The organism is Streptomyces stelliscabiei (assembly GCF_014873495.1).
Taxonomy (GTDB): Bacteria; Actinomycetota; Actinomycetes; order Streptomycetales; family Streptomycetaceae; genus Streptomyces; species Streptomyces bottropensis.
On record NZ_JADBGF010000001.1, the window covers coordinates 3,710,700 to 3,727,465 of the forward strand.

Annotated in this window: 35 protein-coding genes; 33 read left to right on the top strand and 2 right to left on the bottom strand. The window is 69.9% G+C overall.

What is annotated here, in order from left to right:
- Positions 1-144: 144 nt before the first annotated feature.
- Positions 145-594 (bottom strand): helix-turn-helix domain-containing protein, encoded by a 450-nt coding sequence (locus H4687_RS16125; RefSeq protein ID WP_046916291.1) that lies wholly within the window; start codon positions 592-594, stop codon positions 145-147.
- A gap of 257 nt (positions 595-851) precedes the next feature.
- On the opposite strand from H4687_RS16125, the gene H4687_RS16130 reads away from it, so the two are divergent.
- The 24 genes from H4687_RS16130 (at position 852) to H4687_RS16245 (ending at position 10,916) form a co-directional block, all read left to right on the top strand.
- Entirely contained in the window at positions 852-1,076 is a 225-nt protein-coding gene (locus H4687_RS16130) for a helix-turn-helix domain-containing protein (RefSeq protein WP_046916292.1), read from the top strand.
- Positions 1,073-1,291, top strand: coding sequence for a hypothetical protein (locus tag H4687_RS16135; RefSeq protein WP_046916293.1), 219 nt, complete (start codon positions 1,073-1,075; stop codon positions 1,289-1,291). The genes H4687_RS16130 and H4687_RS16135 overlap by 4 nt, the downstream gene beginning before the upstream one ends.
- Positions 1,292-1,382: 91 nt before the next feature.
- Positions 1,383-1,715 carry a hypothetical protein gene (locus tag H4687_RS16140; protein ID WP_159026183.1) on the top strand — a complete coding sequence of 111 codons (333 nt, stop codon included), beginning with the start codon at positions 1,383-1,385 and terminating at the stop codon, positions 1,713-1,715.
- Complete coding sequence (locus tag H4687_RS16145) at positions 1,712-2,233, top strand: hypothetical protein (protein WP_046916295.1); 522 nt, start codon at positions 1,712-1,714, stop codon at positions 2,231-2,233. Before H4687_RS16140 ends, H4687_RS16145 begins: the two co-directional genes overlap by 4 nt.
- On the top strand, positions 2,230-2,484 hold the full coding sequence (locus H4687_RS16150) for a hypothetical protein (RefSeq protein ID WP_046916296.1): 255 nt from the start codon (positions 2,230-2,232) through the stop codon (positions 2,482-2,484). Before H4687_RS16145 ends, H4687_RS16150 begins: the two co-directional genes overlap by 4 nt.
- Positions 2,481-2,723: a hypothetical protein gene (locus H4687_RS16155; RefSeq protein WP_046916297.1), complete on the top strand. Its 243-nt coding sequence runs from the start codon at positions 2,481-2,483 to the stop codon at positions 2,721-2,723. The genes H4687_RS16150 and H4687_RS16155 overlap by 4 nt, the downstream gene beginning before the upstream one ends.
- Complete coding sequence (locus H4687_RS16160) at positions 2,720-3,088, top strand: hypothetical protein (protein WP_046916298.1); 369 nt, start codon at positions 2,720-2,722, stop codon at positions 3,086-3,088. Before H4687_RS16155 ends, H4687_RS16160 begins: the two co-directional genes overlap by 4 nt.
- Complete coding sequence (locus H4687_RS16165) at positions 3,085-3,741, top strand: hypothetical protein (RefSeq protein WP_046916299.1); 657 nt, start codon at positions 3,085-3,087, stop codon at positions 3,739-3,741. Before H4687_RS16160 ends, H4687_RS16165 begins: the two co-directional genes overlap by 4 nt.
- Entirely contained in the window at positions 3,734-3,964 is a 231-nt protein-coding gene (locus H4687_RS16170) for a hypothetical protein (RefSeq protein WP_159026184.1), read from the top strand. The genes H4687_RS16165 and H4687_RS16170 overlap by 8 nt, the downstream gene beginning before the upstream one ends.
- Positions 3,964-4,887, top strand: a complete 924-nt coding sequence (locus tag H4687_RS16175; protein WP_046916301.1) for a YqaJ viral recombinase family nuclease — start codon at positions 3,964-3,966, stop codon at positions 4,885-4,887. The genes H4687_RS16170 and H4687_RS16175 overlap by 1 nt, the downstream gene beginning before the upstream one ends.
- Positions 4,884-5,759 (top strand): recombinase RecT, encoded by an 876-nt coding sequence (locus H4687_RS16180; RefSeq protein ID WP_046916302.1) that lies wholly within the window; start codon positions 4,884-4,886, stop codon positions 5,757-5,759. Before H4687_RS16175 ends, H4687_RS16180 begins: the two co-directional genes overlap by 4 nt.
- 72 nt (positions 5,760-5,831) lie before the next feature.
- The gene (locus H4687_RS16185; RefSeq protein ID WP_046916303.1) at positions 5,832-6,680 is read left to right on the top strand and encodes an exonuclease domain-containing protein; all 849 of its coding nucleotides are present in this window, start codon (positions 5,832-5,834) and stop codon (positions 6,678-6,680) included.
- The gene (locus H4687_RS16190) at positions 6,677-6,964 is read left to right on the top strand and encodes a hypothetical protein (RefSeq protein WP_046916304.1); all 288 of its coding nucleotides are present in this window, start codon (positions 6,677-6,679) and stop codon (positions 6,962-6,964) included. Before H4687_RS16185 ends, H4687_RS16190 begins: the two co-directional genes overlap by 4 nt.
- A complete protein-coding gene (locus tag H4687_RS16195; protein ID WP_046916305.1) occupies positions 6,961-7,245 on the top strand; it encodes a hypothetical protein in 285 nt (94 codons plus the stop codon). Before H4687_RS16190 ends, H4687_RS16195 begins: the two co-directional genes overlap by 4 nt.
- The gene (locus tag H4687_RS16200; protein ID WP_046916306.1) at positions 7,242-7,490 is read left to right on the top strand and encodes a hypothetical protein; all 249 of its coding nucleotides are present in this window, start codon (positions 7,242-7,244) and stop codon (positions 7,488-7,490) included. The genes H4687_RS16195 and H4687_RS16200 overlap by 4 nt, the downstream gene beginning before the upstream one ends.
- Positions 7,487-7,813: a hypothetical protein gene (locus H4687_RS16205; RefSeq protein ID WP_046916307.1), complete on the top strand. Its 327-nt coding sequence runs from the start codon at positions 7,487-7,489 to the stop codon at positions 7,811-7,813. The genes H4687_RS16200 and H4687_RS16205 overlap by 4 nt, the downstream gene beginning before the upstream one ends.
- Entirely contained in the window at positions 7,810-8,325 is a 516-nt protein-coding gene (locus H4687_RS16210; protein WP_046916308.1) for a hypothetical protein, read from the top strand. Before H4687_RS16205 ends, H4687_RS16210 begins: the two co-directional genes overlap by 4 nt.
- Positions 8,322-8,981 carry a WhiB family transcriptional regulator gene (locus H4687_RS16215; protein WP_050398233.1) on the top strand — a complete coding sequence of 220 codons (660 nt, stop codon included), beginning with the start codon at positions 8,322-8,324 and terminating at the stop codon, positions 8,979-8,981. The genes H4687_RS16210 and H4687_RS16215 overlap by 4 nt, the downstream gene beginning before the upstream one ends.
- A complete protein-coding gene (locus H4687_RS16220; protein WP_046917049.1) occupies positions 8,981-9,421 on the top strand; it encodes a hypothetical protein in 441 nt (146 codons plus the stop codon). Before H4687_RS16215 ends, H4687_RS16220 begins: the two co-directional genes overlap by 1 nt.
- Positions 9,421-9,612, top strand: coding sequence for a hypothetical protein (locus tag H4687_RS16225; protein ID WP_046917050.1), 192 nt, complete (start codon positions 9,421-9,423; stop codon positions 9,610-9,612). The genes H4687_RS16220 and H4687_RS16225 overlap by 1 nt, the downstream gene beginning before the upstream one ends.
- Complete coding sequence (locus tag H4687_RS16230) at positions 9,609-9,761, top strand: hypothetical protein (protein ID WP_159026203.1); 153 nt, start codon at positions 9,609-9,611, stop codon at positions 9,759-9,761. The genes H4687_RS16225 and H4687_RS16230 overlap by 4 nt, the downstream gene beginning before the upstream one ends.
- 62 nt (positions 9,762-9,823) lie before the next feature.
- Positions 9,824-10,273, top strand: a complete 450-nt coding sequence (locus tag H4687_RS16235) for a hypothetical protein (RefSeq protein ID WP_046917051.1) — start codon at positions 9,824-9,826, stop codon at positions 10,271-10,273.
- 107 nt (positions 10,274-10,380) lie between these two features.
- Positions 10,381-10,590, top strand: coding sequence for a helix-turn-helix domain-containing protein (locus H4687_RS16240; protein ID WP_046917052.1), 210 nt, complete (start codon positions 10,381-10,383; stop codon positions 10,588-10,590).
- Positions 10,590-10,916 (top strand): hypothetical protein, encoded by a 327-nt coding sequence (locus tag H4687_RS16245; protein WP_046917053.1) that lies wholly within the window; start codon positions 10,590-10,592, stop codon positions 10,914-10,916. The genes H4687_RS16240 and H4687_RS16245 overlap by 1 nt, the downstream gene beginning before the upstream one ends.
- A 52-nt stretch (positions 10,917-10,968) precedes the next feature.
- Here H4687_RS16245 and H4687_RS16250 read toward each other — a convergent pair whose 3' ends face one another.
- Complete coding sequence (locus H4687_RS16250) at positions 10,969-11,211, bottom strand: hypothetical protein (RefSeq protein ID WP_046917054.1); 243 nt, start codon at positions 11,209-11,211, stop codon at positions 10,969-10,971.
- A gap of 90 nt (positions 11,212-11,301) precedes the next feature.
- On the opposite strand from H4687_RS16250, the gene H4687_RS16255 reads away from it, so the two are divergent.
- From H4687_RS16255 to H4687_RS16290, 9 genes are all read left to right on the top strand, one after another.
- A complete protein-coding gene (locus H4687_RS16255; protein ID WP_159026204.1) occupies positions 11,302-11,874 on the top strand; it encodes a hypothetical protein in 573 nt (190 codons plus the stop codon).
- Positions 11,867-12,667: a helix-turn-helix domain-containing protein gene (locus tag H4687_RS16260; RefSeq protein WP_046917056.1), complete on the top strand. Its 801-nt coding sequence runs from the start codon at positions 11,867-11,869 to the stop codon at positions 12,665-12,667. Before H4687_RS16255 ends, H4687_RS16260 begins: the two co-directional genes overlap by 8 nt.
- The gene (locus H4687_RS16265) at positions 12,667-13,548 is read left to right on the top strand and encodes a hypothetical protein (RefSeq protein WP_050398232.1); all 882 of its coding nucleotides are present in this window, start codon (positions 12,667-12,669) and stop codon (positions 13,546-13,548) included. Before H4687_RS16260 ends, H4687_RS16265 begins: the two co-directional genes overlap by 1 nt.
- A 72-nt stretch (positions 13,549-13,620) precedes the next feature.
- Positions 13,621-14,601, top strand: a complete 981-nt coding sequence (locus H4687_RS16270) for a hypothetical protein (RefSeq protein ID WP_050398231.1) — start codon at positions 13,621-13,623, stop codon at positions 14,599-14,601.
- On the top strand, positions 14,598-15,329 hold the full coding sequence (locus tag H4687_RS16275; protein WP_046917057.1) for a zinc finger domain-containing protein: 732 nt from the start codon (positions 14,598-14,600) through the stop codon (positions 15,327-15,329). The genes H4687_RS16270 and H4687_RS16275 overlap by 4 nt, the downstream gene beginning before the upstream one ends.
- Positions 15,326-15,493: a zinc finger domain-containing protein gene (locus H4687_RS48705; protein ID WP_434977110.1), complete on the top strand. Its 168-nt coding sequence runs from the start codon at positions 15,326-15,328 to the stop codon at positions 15,491-15,493. The genes H4687_RS16275 and H4687_RS48705 overlap by 4 nt, the downstream gene beginning before the upstream one ends.
- Positions 15,490-15,717: a hypothetical protein gene (locus tag H4687_RS16280; protein ID WP_046917058.1), complete on the top strand. Its 228-nt coding sequence runs from the start codon at positions 15,490-15,492 to the stop codon at positions 15,715-15,717. Before H4687_RS48705 ends, H4687_RS16280 begins: the two co-directional genes overlap by 4 nt.
- The gene (locus H4687_RS16285) at positions 15,714-15,998 is read left to right on the top strand and encodes a hypothetical protein (protein WP_046917059.1); all 285 of its coding nucleotides are present in this window, start codon (positions 15,714-15,716) and stop codon (positions 15,996-15,998) included. The genes H4687_RS16280 and H4687_RS16285 overlap by 4 nt, the downstream gene beginning before the upstream one ends.
- A gap of 259 nt (positions 15,999-16,257) precedes the next feature.
- Positions 16,258-16,701, top strand: coding sequence for a hypothetical protein (locus H4687_RS16290; protein WP_046917060.1), 444 nt, complete (start codon positions 16,258-16,260; stop codon positions 16,699-16,701).
- Positions 16,702-16,766 lie beyond the last annotated feature (65 nt).

Below are 16,766 nucleotides of genomic sequence, written 5' to 3' on the forward strand. Positions count from 1 at the left end.
GCCAGGCAGAGCCCGCCGAGGGCTTGTGCTGGGTCGCCGCGGACTACTGCATGGAGGGTTACTGCCGCTCCTGCGAGCAGGGCTGCCGCTCCTGTTGTGGCTGTGGCTCGTGTTCCGCCCGTGAGACCCATGCGCATCCCCCGATCACATTTCTGCTGCTGCCTCTCCGGGGTTGTTGCGCTCGGTGGGCTGGTCGTCTTCCAGGCGCTTGAGACGGTCGATGGTTGCGAAGAACATCTGGCGTCCCACTTCGTCCTGGATTCCGAGCCCGTCGGCTACTTCCTCCGGAGTGAGGTCAGAGCCTACCTGCGATCGGTCAGTTTCGGACAGTGACTGAAGAGATTCGCGGGACATGAGCCCGGCTTCGACGAAGAGAGCCGCAGGGTGGAGGCCTACAGCCTCGGCGAGGGGCTCGAAGAAGCGGGGCTCGGGGATGGCTTGTCCGTTCCACATTCGGCCAATGCTGCTCTCGGTCATGCCGGTGGCGCGTGCGAGGCGGGCTTGGCGGCCGTGGCCGGTGTAGCCGGCGCGTATGGCGGCGGGCACGACGACGGCGGCGAAGCGCTGCGCGAGCGTGGGGGTCGCATCGGTCATGTTCCGAAACTGTACCTCCCTAGTTAGGGAGTATCCAGAAAATCCCTGAGGCGCAAGAGTCTCTATCGGGCCACCTACCTGCATTAACGCAGGCCACGCCCGAAACTGCGTGAAAGTTCATCTAAAACCCACCCCTATCGGACCTGCATCCTCCCTTGCGAGGGAGGGTTTTTCATGACAGAGTCTCCCTCGTGAGCAAGGAACCCCCTTCCACCAGTGACAACCCCTGCCAACCACCCCCCGAGGGAGGTGAGTACGTGTTCCGCCTGGACACCGCCAAGATCCTCGAAGTCGCCGCGCTTCACGGCGACAAGACCCGCGCCGCCATCTACCGCCGGACCGGGATCACCGAATCGTCCGTCTATCGGATCCTCAACGGCGAGACCCAGCCTGACCTGAACTCGGCCATGCGCCTCGCTGAGGCATATGACGTTGACCTGCGCACCGTCATCAAGCGCGTCCCCATCGAGGCCGCCGCGTGACCCGCGAACAGCGCCGGGCGCTCCTCGGCGACGCGGCCATCGAGCACATCCACGAAGGCGTCGACGAGGCCGTCCGCGACTTCACGAACGCGCCGTCCGAGGACAAGGTCGGCCTGATTCGCCGGCTCCGGCCGATCCTCGCGCCGGCTGCGGCCCGCTTGCAGTCCCGCAAGGCGGCTGAAGCGCCGGCTGCTGCGGCCTCGAAGGCCGCCTGATCCCACACATGCCGAAGGCCCGCCCGACTGCCAGGCCCGGCGAGCCCACGACTTTCGGCGACCCCTTCAACTTCAGAAAGCAGAGGTCACCATGACCGAACAGACTACCGCTCAGAGTAAGACCCATCGCCTGATGGCGGCGCTCTCCGTGGCCGAGCGGCTTACCGCCGAGTCGCCGATCACGCCGTCGAACCTGCGGGTCGACGGTCACTCCGACTGGGCGGCCCCGTCGATCGGGGTGCTCCTGTACTTCCACCGCGACCCCGAGGCGGTGCGGGTCTTCGCCGAGCACTTCTCGCTGACGGTGTTGCGGCGAGGCTGTGGCGAGGACGACGAGTACACGCTGGCGGACGGCGTCGTGGACGGTGTGCCGTTCCGTGCGTGGTCGCTGACCGAGGTCAAGTCTTCGGCGGTGGCGGCATGAGCGCCGACGAGTTGGCGGCTGCGGTCGCGGAGCTGGGCGCCCTGCCGATGCCGGTGCCGGTCGCGCCGGAGGCGGAGGAGCCTCTGCCGGTGGCGTTCCTGGCGTGCCGGGACTCGCGGGTGCTCGGCCTGTACGGGCAGAGCGAGGACGCGCTGCACCACTGCGAGAACGCGCTGGGGCGGACCGTCGGGTACAGCGCCGCCACCCCCTTCTCGTGGCGAAAGCGGCCGGGCGGGATCCGCGAGTTGTACGCGTGGACTTCGCAGGAGGTGTCTTCGGCTACCGGGTTCACCGTGGCGCGGCTGGAGGTGCGTGACGAGTTCGACGAGGGCTGGGGCGCGGACGCGGATGTAGTGCCGGATCCTGTCGCGGTCTTGTCGTCGGAGCGTCCGGTGGACGGGCTGACGGCGGTGTTTGTGCCGGTGGCGTCGTTGCGTGAGCCGGAGCCCGAGTTCTACGGGTCGGTGCATCACGACTGGCGGCTCGGCCGGGACCTGCCCGAGGGCGGCCTCCGATGAGCGCCACGCACAGTCTCGCCGAGTGGGCGTCCGTCCTGTCGCTGGGTGTCTCCGCGATCAGCCTGATCGCGTTCGCCCTGGCGTTCGCGCCCGCCGATGTCGAGTACTTCGACCCGCGTCCGCTTCTCGGCCGTGCCGGTGACCGGCTGCTCGTCGAGGCCGTGAACGCCCGCCTGGCCCTGCGTGATGCCGCGATCACCTGCGCCGCGCTCCTCGCTCTTCTCACCGTCCGACCGGAGGCACTCCGATGACCGAGACCACTGCGCCCATCCCGCTCGACGCCGACGGCGAGGAGCTCGTGGACAGCGCCGAGTACATCGACCGGCACGGCGACACGTGGCGCTACCTCGGTGGGATCGAGGAGCTCCGTCACGTCAAGCGCGCCGACGAGGACACGCCTGACCCCAACTGTGGCCGCTGGTGCGAGGACGCGACCGCTGTCGCCCGCGACTTCGGCCCCATGACCAAGGTGACGGAGGCCACCCGATGACGTACAAGATCGAGGGTCCGACCCCTCTCACCCTCAAGGCCACCGACGACGGCGCCGAGCTGGGTGTGGCCCCGTTCCTGCGGGCCGTGTTCCTCGACCTGTTCAACGCCGCCGACTCCGACCCCGAGAGCTTCGCTGCCGAGTTCGCGGAGATGCACGCCCTCGCGCAGTCCGCACAGACGCAAGGCCGGGACTCGCATGCCCGTCACGAGTTCGACGAGCGGATGAACAAGCTGCTCGACGAGTTCGCGGACGGCGGCACGATCAGCCTGTACGCGGGTGGCCTGCACCAGTTGCGGGACGCGGCGGCGGAGATCACGGCCCCGCGCTCGGTGCCCGGCCAGCGATCGGCGGGCGCCGCGTGAACGCCCGTCGTCACCTCATCGCCGCCCTGTCTGAGGACAGCCTCGGTGGGATCGCCACCCTGGCGGACGTCGCCCACGCCGAGCAGCTGGTGGACGCCTACCGCGCGGAGATCCTGGCCGAGGCCAAGATCGAGGTTGTCGCCTGGCTGGTGAAGAAGGCCGCCGAGGGCACCCCGATCGGGGACCTCGCGTCCAAGGTCGACAGGGGCGCCGTCCGCGCCTTCCTCGGGACGGGCCACTACCGGGACGCCATGGACGCCCACCGCTCCCGGGTCCTCAACGAGGCCGCCGACTACGTCGAGCAGCGGCGTCTCGCACGCGCCGACATCGTCACCGACTTCGACCGGGGGCGTCGGGCTGCCGAAGGCTGTGTCGTCGAGGAACTCCGCGAACTCGCCGGTGAGGAGGCCACCGCTGCGGCGGCGACGGCCACTCCCGACGAGAAGTTCTTCGTCCCGGGCCGCGTCTACACCCGCACCAACCGGCTCGGCCTCCACCTCAGGTTCGTGTGCGAGCACCTGACCACCGACCCGAAGGTCGGCGACCGGGAGGCGTGGGGCTGGCTCCACCGCTCCGACGGCACCCGCCGCATGGAACGCCTGTGGGACCACGACTACCCCCGCTGGACGGAGGCGGGTGAAGGCCGTGGATGAGCGTCCTCGCCGCCTCAGTCTCCTCGCCGAGATCCACCGTATCGGCGGCGAGATCACCTCCGGTCAGGCCCACCGCTTCTACCGGGCGACCGGCTGGGGCCCGTCCCGGAGCACGGCCCGCGGCGACCTCCAGTACTACGCCCGCCGCGGCGTCCTCGTGCAACGCGGCCCCGACAACGGGCGCCTGTACACCCTCGCACCCCAGAAAGGCGGCACCGCCTGATGGCAACCGTCGCGCAGGCCGGGGTTGACGCCCCGGCCGCCGGCCCCACCGTCCTCGGCTTCTTCGAGCCGGGTTCGGATCAGTGGCACGCCGCCCGAGCGAACGGCATCGGCGGCAGCGAGATCGCCGCCGTGATGGGCCTGTCTCCGTACGAGTCCCGGTTCTCCCTCTGGCACCGCAAGAAGGGCCTGATCGGCCCGGTAGAGGAGAGCGACGTCATGTACTGGGGGAAGATCCACGAGCCCGCGATCTGCGCCGAGTTCGCCAAGCGGCACCCCGACGGCGAAGTCCGCCCGTCGCCCACGTACGCCGCGGCCGGACGGCCGTGGCAGGTCGTCAACCCAGACCGTCTGATCCTCGATGGCGAGTGGAAGACGACGGCGATCGTCGAGGCCAAGACGAGCCGCGACGCCGAGGGCTGGGGCGAGGAGGGCACCGCCGAAATCCCGGTGCACTACCGGGCCCAGTGCCAGTGGTACATGGACGCCCTGGTCGTGCCCCGCTGCCACGTCGCGGTGCTGATCGCCGGGTCGGAGTACCGCGAGTACGTCGTCGACTACGACCCCGCCGACGCCTTGAAGATGCGGGAAGCCGCCACCGAGTTCATGCGGACCCTCGCCGACGACGAGCGCCCCAGCATCGACGGTCACTCCGCGACGTACCAGGCGATCCGCGAGATCCCTGAGGGCATGGACCCGGTCGACGTGGAGATCCCCACCCTGCTGCGCGACCGCTTCTACGCCGCCCAAGACGCCGCTTGGACCGCCGAGGACGAGCTGACTGCCTGCAAGGGCGAGCTTCTCGACGCGGTCGGTACTGGCCAGCGGGCCGTCTGCGAAGGACAGCGCATCGCTACCCGCACCGTCCGCAACGGCTCCACCTACTCCCTCATGCCTGCCCGAACCCGAAGGAACGCCCGATGACCGACAACACCGTCTCCAATGCCGTCGCCGTCCGTGATGCCGGCCCCGGCGCCATGGTCGAGCAGTACCGCGAGGAGTACGCCGCCCTCGTCCCCTCCCACGTCAACGCCGACCAATGGGTCCGCCTCGCCGTCGGAGCCATCCGCGGCAACCGTGACCTGGAGCAGGCCGCCAAGACCGACATCGGCGTGTTCCTGCGGGAGCTGAAGATCGCCGCCCGTCTCGGCCTGGAGCCCGGCACCGAGCAGTTCTACCTCACGCCCCGCAAGTCGAAGGCCCACCGAGGCCAGAAGATCATCAAGGGGATCGTCGGCTACCAGGGAATCATCGAGCTGATCTACCGGGCCGGCGCCGTGTCCTCCGTCGTCGTCGAGACCGTCCGCCAACGCGACACCTTCCGGTACGTCATCGGCCGCGACGAGCGCCCCGTCCACGACGTCGACTGGTTCGGCGGCGAGCGCGGCGACCTGGTCGGCGTGTACGCGTACGCGGTCATGAAGGACGGCGCCACCAGCAAGGTCGTCATCCTCAACCGGGCGCAGGTCATGTCGGCGAAGGCGAAGTCCGACGGCCGCAACAGCGAGTTCTCCCCGTGGAACACCAACGAGGAAGCGATGTGGCTGAAGACAGCCGCCCGCCGCCTCGCCAAGTGGGTGCCGACGTCCGCCGAGTTCATGCGCGAGCAGCTCCGGGCGCAAGCCGAGGTCGCCGCCGAGCTGCCGTCCGGGTTCGCCCCGGCGCTCCCGCAACCGCAGGTCGACCTGCCCGATGACGGCGACGACGCCATGGACGACGAGGGCCCGATCGAGGGCGAGTTCGTCGACGACGAGCCCGGCCAGCAGTGGCCTGCCGTCGCCCAACCGCCTGCCTGACCCCTCGCCCTTGCCGAGCTCCCGCCCGCCGATAACAGGCGGGGGCTCGGCCTCCCCTAGGAGACCACGCCCATGACCCACACCGAACCTCCCTGGTTCACCCAGAGGCTTGCGGCCCTCGACTTCGAGTGCTCCGACAAAGTGCCGGAGACCGCCCGCATCGTGTCCTGCGCCCTGATCCTCGTCGGCGGCGGACTGCCCACCGACACCCGCACCTGGCTGGTCAACCCGGGTATCGCGCAGGAGCCGGGCGCGATCGCCGTGCACAAGCTGACGGATGAGCACCTCGCCGAGCACGGCACGCCGGCTCCGGAAGCGGTCGGGGAGATCGCCAAGTCGGTGGCCGAAGTCGTCGCCGCGGGGACGCCGTTGGTTGGCCACAATCTCGGAAGTTTCGATTTGAACCTTCTGAACCACGAGTGCATGCGCCACCTCGGCGACAGCCTCGAAGGCGTCTGCCGGCAGCCCCTCACCCGCGTGCTGGACACGATGGTGCTGGACAAGCACGCCGCCCCGTACCGGCGGCGCGTGTCGGAGAAGCAGGGCCCGTACCAGATGCGGACCACCGCCGAGACGTACGAGCTGCCCTGGGACGAGAGCGCGGCTCACGGCGCCGAGTACGACGCCCTGATGTCCGCCCGTGCCGCGTACCGGATCGGGATCATCGCCCACACCCCGCCCGAGCACCGGCCCGACTGGGTCAAGGCGCTCCGCAACCGGCGCGGCCCGTACGACCGGTTCGACGACCTCGCCAACGTCACCGTCGAAGGCCTGCACCAGCGGCAGATCCGGTGGGCGGCCGACGACGCGGCCTCCTACCAGGCGTGGCTGCGAGACCCGGCCAAGAGCGGGGACAAGCACAACCCGGACGCGGTCATCGACGGCACCTGGCCGCTGCGCCCGATCGGCGGTGCGTCGTGACGAGCCCGATCCGTTTCCTGCGTCAGGTCGTCGCCCCGAACGGCCGGCACCGTCTCCGGCCGGTGTTGCTGCCCGACGAGCCGATCCCGCCGCGCGCGGAGCCTGTCCCGCACGTGGTCCTCGACGAGGACGAGTTGCTGCGGCTCCTCGACGAGGACAAGGCTGAGGTGTTGGAGTGCGCGGACTGCCCGGTCTGTGACCGGCTCACCGCGCACGCCGTGAGCCCGGACAGCCGGCGCTGCTGGGTGTGCGGCACCGAGTCCCCCGCAGGGGGCGTCCGGTGAGCCTCGACGCGAAGACGTTGGACGTGTTCATCAGCGTCCCCACAAACACCGCCGAGACCCGCCGCGCGGCCGCCCTGCACGTCGCCTCCAAGGCCGTCGACAAAGCAGACGCCACCCAACTGCTGGCCGCACTCGGGCTCCTGCCTCGCGCACATCCGGCGGTCCTCCGCGCGGACGAGCACGGCATGCGCGGCTGGCGGTTCGGCTGCCGCTGCACGGTGTGCCGGAAAGCGAAGTCGGACGACAACCGGCGGAGCGCGAAGAACGGGGGCGCGGCATGAGGGACGCCCTTCTCTTCCTCGGCTGCTGGCTGGTCCTGGGCATCGTCGCCGCGGTCCTGTTCGGCCGTCACGCGCGCCGCCGCCCGTACCTCGCCGCCCGCTGGGACGACGGCGCAGGCGACTGGGCCGACGAGACGCCGACCGCCGGCAGCCCGGCCGACCTCGACGCGCTCGAACTCCTGTGGGACCTGCCCACGTACAGCGGCGGCGACCACACCACCACCAACCCGACGGGGGACCAGTGACCACGCCCACCACCACCGAGCTGCTCGCCGACCTCGAACGCGCCCGCTCGATCGCGGTCGCCTTGGAGCAGCAGCTCGCGCTCGCCACCGTCCTGGAGATCCCGCGCCCGGGCACCGGCATCCCGCTGCAACTCCGCCGCAGCCACGGCCACACCGACCGCTGGGCCATCTGCGACCGCGAGGGCCGCCGCTGGCACCGCGAGCACGGCTGGGTCTACGAGTCGCAGGGCATCCGCGACGAGGCGCAGCGCGACGACACCCGGTACACGCTCGACGAGGCGCTTCCCCTGGCCCAGCAGCTCGCCAAGGACGGTGCCGAATGAGCCTGCTCAACTGCGAGGCACCGGCCGCCACCACGGCGGCCGGGCCCCCGGCCTACACCATCACCCTGCCCGCCGGCCTGAAGCTCCTCAACTCCAACCAGCGCCTCCACCACAGGCCCAAGGGCGAACGCACCGCCGAACTCCGCGCCGCCGCCATGGAAGCCGTCAGCGACAACCCGACCCTCATGGCTGCTCTCGCCGCCGCGAAGCCCGGCCCGCTGTTCCAGCGCGCTCACATCCTCGGCATCCTCCACCCGGCCACCAACGGCCGCTGCGACCCCGCGAACTGGTACCCCAGCTTCAAGGCCGCGGTCGACGGGATCGTCGACGCGGGCCTCCTCGACGACGACGACCACACCCGCGTCGTCGGCCCGGACATGCGGCTCGGGACGAAGGTGAAGGGCGGCCAGCTCGTCCTCGTCGTACGCGGCCTGGGGCCGGGCGAGGACCTGCTGGACACGGTCGGGCTGGCTGGCTGCCAGTGGCCCGACCACGAGCAGGTGACCCGATGACTCTCGGATCCGTACACGGCCTCACCAGCCCCCGCCCCGCCGACTGGCGCGCCACCGCCCCCTGCAAGGACGACGCGGACGCCATGTTCCCCAGCAGCAAGGGCGCCGAGATCGAGCACGCCAAGTCGTTCTGCCGCCGCTGCCCCGCCATCGAACGCTGCCGGGACTGGGCTATCGACACCCGCGAAATCTATGGCGTCTGGGGCGGCCTCACCGAAGACGAACGCTGGGAAATCTTCCGCCAAACCCCCCAGCCCCACCGCGCCGCCCAGCCCCCCGGGCCCCGGGTCCCGCCGCCCGACTCCCTCGGTGAACTGTTCGCCCGGCACGCCAACCCGTCCACAGGCGGACACCTGATGTGGATCGGCGCGAAGACACCGATCTACCAGGGCCGGCAGTTCACGCCGGGGCAGGTCGCGTTCATCGCCGACCGCGGCCGCAACCCGCAGGGGCTGGTGCAGCGGACGTGCGAGGTCCGCGGGTGTGTGCAGCCGGCACATCTGGAGGACGACACCGAGCGGCAGCGCTGCGGCACGCGGCCGGGATACAACCGGCACCGCCGTAACGGTGAGGCGCCGTGCGCCGACTGCCGTCAGGCGAACGCGGACGCCGACAACCGGCTCCGTAGGACCGGCACCACGAAGGTCGCCGTCTGATGGCCGGCCCCCCGGGCGTGCCGCGCGCCGACATCGTCGCCCTCCTCCACGACGGCCACTCCGACCGGTACATCGGCCGCACCCTCCACACCAACCCGAAGCGGGCCGCCCGGATCCGTACCGAACTCGGCCTCCCCAAATCGGTGCGCATCCAAGGCACCGCCATCGAACACAAGTGGAACAAGTGGACACACCCCGTCACCGGCGGTCACATCCGCTGGACCGGCGCCGTCCGTGGCATCACCCCCAACCTCGTCCACCGCAAGCGGAACTACTCCGCCCGCCGGGTCGGCTTCCAGCTTGAGCACGGCCGGCTGCCGGTCGGCCGTGTGCTGCCGGGCTGCGGCCAGTCGTGGTGTGTGGCGCCAGCGCATGCGACGGACGAGCCGATGCGTCGGGCAGACGCCATGTACCGGCGGATCTTCGGGCGGGCGGCCTGATGCCCGGCCCGTGGCGTGGCGGGATCGCTGTACGGCGGATGGACCGCGGCCAGGTAGCCGTCGCGGACTTCCTGTGCGCCGTGTGCATGCATCACCGCCGGGTCACGGGCCGGGCCATGGTCGTCGACTTCCTCAACTCCTCCCCGATCGAAGCGCACCGGACGGTGTGCACCCGAAAGGACAACCCGTGAACCGCTTCCTCCTCGGCCTGCTCCTCGGAGCGAGTGCCGCCCTCATCACCTGGGTGATCTCGTCCAGCCACCTGTGGACCGCCGTGATCGGCCTCGTCGTCGCGGTCCTCGTCTGGTTCGGCGAGTTCCTCCTCGACGACCTCATCTGACCCGCCCCAACCACAGCGCCCGCCGGGGGCTATCCGGCGGGCACCACCCCAAGGAGAACACCGTGACTGACCGCCCGTACACCGACGAAGACCTCCGCACCGAAGCCGCCCGCCAGCACGTCGCCCTCACCGAGGACCCCGACTTCATGGGCGTCGGCGAGCAGATGGAAGACGCTCCCGTCCCGTCGACCGAGGACGGCGACACGTCACTGACGTGGACGGAGCTCCTCGTCCCGCAGGGCGCGGGGGCCAGCTACGAAGCGTTCGGCGAGGCACAGCGGCAGATCCACGACCTGATCAACGGCGCGGCCGACGTGTCCGAGTGGGCGATCAACCTCGGCGCCGACGGGCTGGAGCCCAGCGACGAGCACCTGATCACCGTCAACGCCGACAACGGGGTCGAGCGGCCCATCGTCCGCATCCACTTCGCGTTCGAACCCGGCATGCCCGAGGAGATGCGGACCGCGTTCGTGCAGGGCATCGGCCAGGCCCTCGACGCCCACCTGAGCTAACCGACCGGCGGCTGCACCTCCCCCCAGCAGCCGCCACCGGGCCCGCTCCTCACCTCCCCCAACGAGGGGCGGGCCCGGACCACCAGCCACCACGAGAGGAGCCCTCGATGAGGGACTACAAGCCCGGCACCCAACTCACCGGCGACGTCCGTACCGCAGCCCGCGACAAGGCCGCCGAACTGTACGGGCAAGGCTGCACGATCCGCTCCGTCGCCCAGCAACTCGGCCGCTCCTACGGCGGCACACGCGTCCTCCTCCTCGAAGCCGGCGTCACCCTCCGCGGGCGCGGCGGCGGCATCCGGAAGGCGGCCGTCTGATGGGCCTCTACCACTCCGTGAACCTCGCGTACGGCTTCGAGATCCCCGCGAAGACCGACGTCAACGAGATCGACCGCGCACTACAGGGCCAGCCCTACAACCCCGACAGCGTCGGCTACATCGTCGTCGGCGACTGCGACCACCTGCTCCTCGCCACCCGGTGCACGCGCGTCGACGAGAACGAGTTCGTCCGCCTCAGCATCGACACCCTCGCACCGCCCGCCGAGCAGGCCGCGTGGGACACCGCCCTCCACCAGGCGGCCGTCAGCGTCGGCTGCCCGGACCACCCGGCGCCCGCCTGGCTGGTCATCCACAACTACCGCTGAGCAACACGAAGGCCCCGCACGCACGGTGCGGGGCCAGGGAGGAGGAGGGGTGTCAGGACTCGGCGATGTTGCGGGCGGCGTTGGCGTCACGGGCGCGCTTCGGATCGGGCGCGATCTTCGCAACCCACTCACGGGTCATGCCGGACCAGCGGGCCATGTCGGACGGCCCGACGCCTTGAGCGCGCCAGGTCACGAACAGCTCGCGCAGCGCGGCGTCGTCCCGCTCGAAGGCGGCCTTCGACTTCTCGCGCTTACGGGTGGCTTCCCGGATCTGGGTCTCGGCATCGCTGGTCATGACCCTCATGGTGGCACAGCTTGTCACGGTCGCGCTACGCGTCCGCGCTATGGGGTCGCGAAGCGCGGTCGCGAACGGTATTCTCGTCTCATGAGTAACAGCGAACGGCGATCGGCCGTCCGGATTGCCGACGGAAAGATCACGATGGCCTACTCGACGGAAGCCGACGCACGCACCGCTTTCCGCCAGCTGGCCGAGGCGTACGGCTGGCTCGCCCGGGAGGAAGTGGTCATCCCCGGGTGGGGGCGCATCGATCTCGTACTGCGGTCCACCGAAGCCGCTAGCCCGGTTCTCATCGAACTGAAGAAGGAGCTGAAGAAGCCCTCGGAGATCCGCAAGGCGTTCCAGCAGGCAGACGGTTACGGCCGATGGTGGGCTCTCCACAAGGACGAGAGCGTCACCAGTCTTCTCGTGGGCATGGAGTGCGACTGGGCGCAGGTGCAGCCGGTCGCAGATGCCTACCCGCAGGTCAAATCTCTCTCCGGCGCAGGGTTCATGACGAACCTCTTCAACTGGCGTCTAGACCCGGGTACGCGCGCGCCACGTGCCCGCGAACGCCTGGCCTCTCTGGAAGCGCTCCTCGCCATCCACCGCCTCGCTGTGGAGGAGATGGACACCGAATCCACTCAAAGCCCTTATCCCACGGAGACGGACAGTGTCTGAAGAAATCACCCGCTTGATGACGGAAGCAGAGGCGCATGCATCCGTAGACCGCACGAAGCGCAGTCTGCAAGACGCCGCAGATGAACTCGTTCGGCAGATCAACGGCCGCGCGTGGATCGCGCTGGGATATCAATCGTGGGACGACATGCGGGAGGCCGTCTATGGCGGCGCAGCCATCATCGTTCCGCGTGCGGATCGTCCCGAGCTGACCGCTCAACTGGCCGCTGGCGGTCTCAGTCAGACCCAGATCAGCGAGACGCTGGGCGTCTCTCAAGCCACCATTTCGGGCGACCTGCAACGCGTTATCAACTCTGATAACGCGAGCGTCCCCGCCACCCGGATCGACTCCATGGGGCGAGAGCAGGTGCGCACCAAGCCGCGCACGACGCCCCCCGCCGAGTCTGACCCACCGTCGGACGAGGACCTCCTCGACGGCCGCGAGTGGACGGGCGCCGCAAACCCCAGCCTCGAACCCGCCCGGCCTGAGCCGCCGAAGCCGAAGCGCCGCCCGCTCCCCGAGGCGTTCACCGACGCCACCCATGACTTCGTCCGCATCGCGGAGCGCTTCGACCGCCTGCGCCAGGACGACCGGTTCACCCGCAACCGGCACCAGACCCACCACCGGGCCTCCGACATCGTCCGGGCCCTGGACTCCATCGCCCAGTTCGCCGCCGACATGGATCTCCCGGCGGCCGAGACAAGCGAGGAGGCCCGCCGCTGGTGGGCGACGAGCCTCCACAACATCTCCGACGCCCTCACCGGCGTCGCCAACTCCCTCGAACAGGAGAAGTAATGACCAGCTCCATCGTACCCATGACCGGCCAGGACGGCCCGGTCTACACCGTCGTCGACATCACCCCCGACCTCGCCAAGGACTGGCTCGGACAGAACATCCACAACCGCAACCTCCGCGAGCGCGTCGTCAACGGCTACGCCGCCGACATGCGCGACGGGAACTGGGTCGAGGACGGACAGAGCATCAAGTTCGCCAAGGGCAACACCGTCCTCCTCGACGAACCCCCGATCGTCGGCGGCGCACTCCTCGACGGCCAGCACCGTCTCAGCGCGGTCGTCGCAGCCGACACCACCGTCCGCATGCTCGTCGTCACGAACCTGTCCGACAGCACGCAGGAAACCATGGACACCGGCGCCAAGCGCGTCCTCGGCGACGTCCTCAAGCTCCGCGGGGAAGAGCGCTACGTGCCCCTGGCGGCCATCCTCCTCCGCGTCTACCTGTGGGAGGTGCAGGGCCAGCGGCGCAGCATGAAGGCGAACAACGCCCGCCCCACCCACCGCCAGCTCCTCCAGTTCCTCGAAGAGCACCCCGAGCTGCGGCGCTCCGCCGAGATCGGCAGCCGGGTCAGGACCGCCATCCCGCTGTCGGCCAGTTCTGGCGGCCTGTGCCACTGGCTGTTCAGCCGGATCGACCAGAGCGACTCGGCGTTCTTCTTCGCCCGCCTCGTCGACCACGCCGGCCTCGTGCCCGGCGATCCGATCTACGCCCTCCGGCGCGTGATCGAGAACTTCGCCAAGGACAAGGGCCGCGTCGGCGAGGAGCACCTCACCGCCCTCGCCATCAAGGCGTGGAACGCCTACCGCGACGGCCGCCAGGTCCAACTCCTGACGTACAAGCCGGGCGGCGCCACCCCCGAGGCGTACCCCGAGCCCAAGTAGCCGCACCCGCGGGGCCGTCCACGCGGCGGCCCCGCTTCCCTCCCTGATCAGTACGGACGAGAGAAGCACTTCATGGCCTGGTTCGCCCTCGATGACGGGTTCGACACGCACCCCAAGGTGCGCAAGGCGGGCAACGCTGCCGTCGGCCTCTTCGTGCGCCTCGGCGTCCACGCGACCAGGCACCTCACCGAAGGGCACCTCGACGGCGACATCGTCCGCAGCTACGGCACCGGACCCAACATCAAAAAGCTCGTCGCCGTCGGCATGCTCCACGGCCACGGCCACGACTGCATGCGCTGCCCGCAGCCGGCCGACGGCGACTTCGTCATCCACGACTACCTCGACTACAACAAGTCCCGCGCGCAGATCGAGGCCTCCCGTGAAGCGGCCCGGAAGCGGCAGAACCGGGGTCGGGAAACGGCCCGCGCGAACCGGAATGCACGCGATTCCGAGCGCGTTTCGAGCCCGATTCGGAGCCGAAACGGATCCGATTCCGCTCCGAATCGTGAACGAAATGACCCCCTGTTTGATGATGAACCCGCAGGTCACGACGACATGTCACGGCGTGACACCCATGAGGGTGTCACGGTTGTCCCCTCCCCTCCCCTCCCCTCCCATAACTACGACGTGGCTGATGTAGGTGGGGGAACTACCGGTAGTAGGGCCGCTGATCTTGACGCTCACGCGCCCACACCGATCGAGATCGACGGCTTCCAGCTGACCGACGCCATGCGCCGCTGGGCCAAGCGCGACGGCTACTCAGACCTCGTCGACATCGACCACGCCACCGCCCAGTTCGTCTCGCACTACCGCTCCACGGCCGCCCGCCGCTCCTCGTGGCCGGACGCCTGGCAGAAGTGGATCCGCGACGACGCCAAGCGCGCCACCGAACGCGGCACCCGCACCCAGCAGGGCGCATTCCTCGTCGCCCTCCCCGGCGGAGGACAAGCACCACCACGCCCCTCCACCACCGACGCCCGCGTCCAAGCCGCCCTCGACCTCGGCCGGCAGATGCAAGCCGAATACGACGCCGCCCACAAGGAGGCCCAGTGATCACCTTCGAAGACGCCTCAACACTCCTCGGCCTCGCTGCTGCTCGCGACCAGCGCACCGTCGGCCGCGCCGATGTCCTCGCCTGGCACGCCGACCTCACCGCCGCAGGCCTCACCCGCAACGATGCTGAGGCCGCGCTGACGGTCTTCTACCAGGAGATGGCCAGCCGCCAGCCGAAGGACCGCTACCGGGTCACCGCCGTCGACTTGATCGACATCGCCAAGCGGGCCCGCCGCGAACGCGTCGCCAACCTCCGCTACGACGGCGACCCCGACGAAACCCCCGCCCAGTACCTTGCCCGGCTCCGCGCCCGCACCGCCGCCCTCGCCGACGGCCGCATCGGACCGGACACCGGACTCCGTGCCCTCAACCCCGGCACCCCCGACCCGCGACTGCTCCGCGAACTCACCGCCATCGGCCGCGACGTACCCGACGACGACACCGCTGGAAGCCGGCGGCCGGTACGCGTCGGCCCGCTCACCGTCGCCTGCCCCGCCTGCCTGGCACCCCTCGGACGGCACTGCCGCACCAACGGCCACCCCCGCACCGTCCCCCACGCCGCCCGCCGCCGAGCCGCACGCGACGCCCACGAACTGCCCCGCGAAGACACCGCCCAGATCGCCGCCCGCAAAGAAGCCGCAGCCGCCTACCTCGGCCAGCTACCTCCTGAGGAGCGTGCCGAGCTGGAGGAGTTCAAGAGCCAGATCCGGAAGACGGACGCCCCGTGACCGACAAGCCGCCCGCCTGGTCCATCCGCTGCCCGTGGTGTCAGGCCCCTCCCGGCGCCCGCTGCACCAGCCCCCGCGGCCGGCGCCTCGCCATCGAATCCCACGACGCACGACTCCAAGCCCACACCGCCCGCACCGCCGCCGAGAACAGGACCAGCCCATGACTGCCGACTTCTACGAGCCCGGCCACACCTATGCCAAGAGCCACGGGTGGAAGTTCCGCGTCGACATGATCACCACCCACCCGGCCGACGGTGAACGCACCGCGCTCGGCTGGCGCTTCTTCCGCGACGAGTGGGAGCCCTACGAGTACGGCGAGGGCGACTGGTCGATCCACCAGGCCACCGGCGGCTTCACGGAGATCACGAAGACGGAGGCCGACCGGTGACCGCCTTCAAGCCGCACCCCGCCGTCCACGCCCCGTGGATGTTCATGTGCGCCATGGACGACCCCGACGCCGTCATCATCTCGTTCGCCGAAAACCCGGGCGCCCAGATCGCGAGCGCCCTCCTCGAAGACGTCGGCGACTGGCACCACGCGATCAAGAACCTTCAGCGGACCAACGTCCCCGAAGGCGTCGTCACCGCCCTGGACGCCTTCCACGACGCCGTCTGCGGCTGGGTCGAGTGGAACGAACAGGCGGCCAAGCGGACGGAGCCCAAGCCGTGACCCCGCTGGAGCGGCTCCTCGCCGAAGACATCCCCACCCGACCGCCACCCGCCCCGTCCACGCCCAGGACAAGCACCGGCCGCCGGCCATGGACCCCCGCCGAGCAAGACGCCCACTGGCAGGCCCTCTGCGACGCCGTCGGCGCCCCGGACACCCAACGCCCCGCCCTCCGCCTCATACGACCCGCACAAGCCGCTTGACCTGTTGTGCACCCCGACCGCCAGACAACCAGCACAAACACCACGAAAGGACCCGCGTCGTGACCATGAACGACGACCTCAACCGCATCGGCTACCAGATGCTCAGCCGACGCGTCCACGCCGCCGAAGCCGTCGCCTGGCAAGCCCTCAACATCACACCCCTCGACGACGAGACCGCCGCCCAGGTACTCGCCCGCATCCGGTACGTCGCCGAGCGGGACCACCCCGAACTGCTGCTGCGCTTCGAGCACTCCCGCATCGAGATCTACACGGTCGCCGACGACTGCGGATGCGACGAGAACGCCGAGGACTACGACAGCGACCACGGCGAGAGCGACGACGACGGCCGCTACCTCTGCTCGAAGAAGTTCCACGGCCACGTCTGCGGCGACTGCGAGAACGAAGACGGCGACGGACCCTCCTGGCGCCCGGACCGCTACGAGTGGCCGTGCCCGACCGTCGCCGCGATCGACCGCCGCACCACCAACCAGCCCGCCGCCTGACCCGCAACTGATCACCACCGCGCGACCACCCGGATACCCCGCCGTCTAGCCGTCGCGCGTTGAAC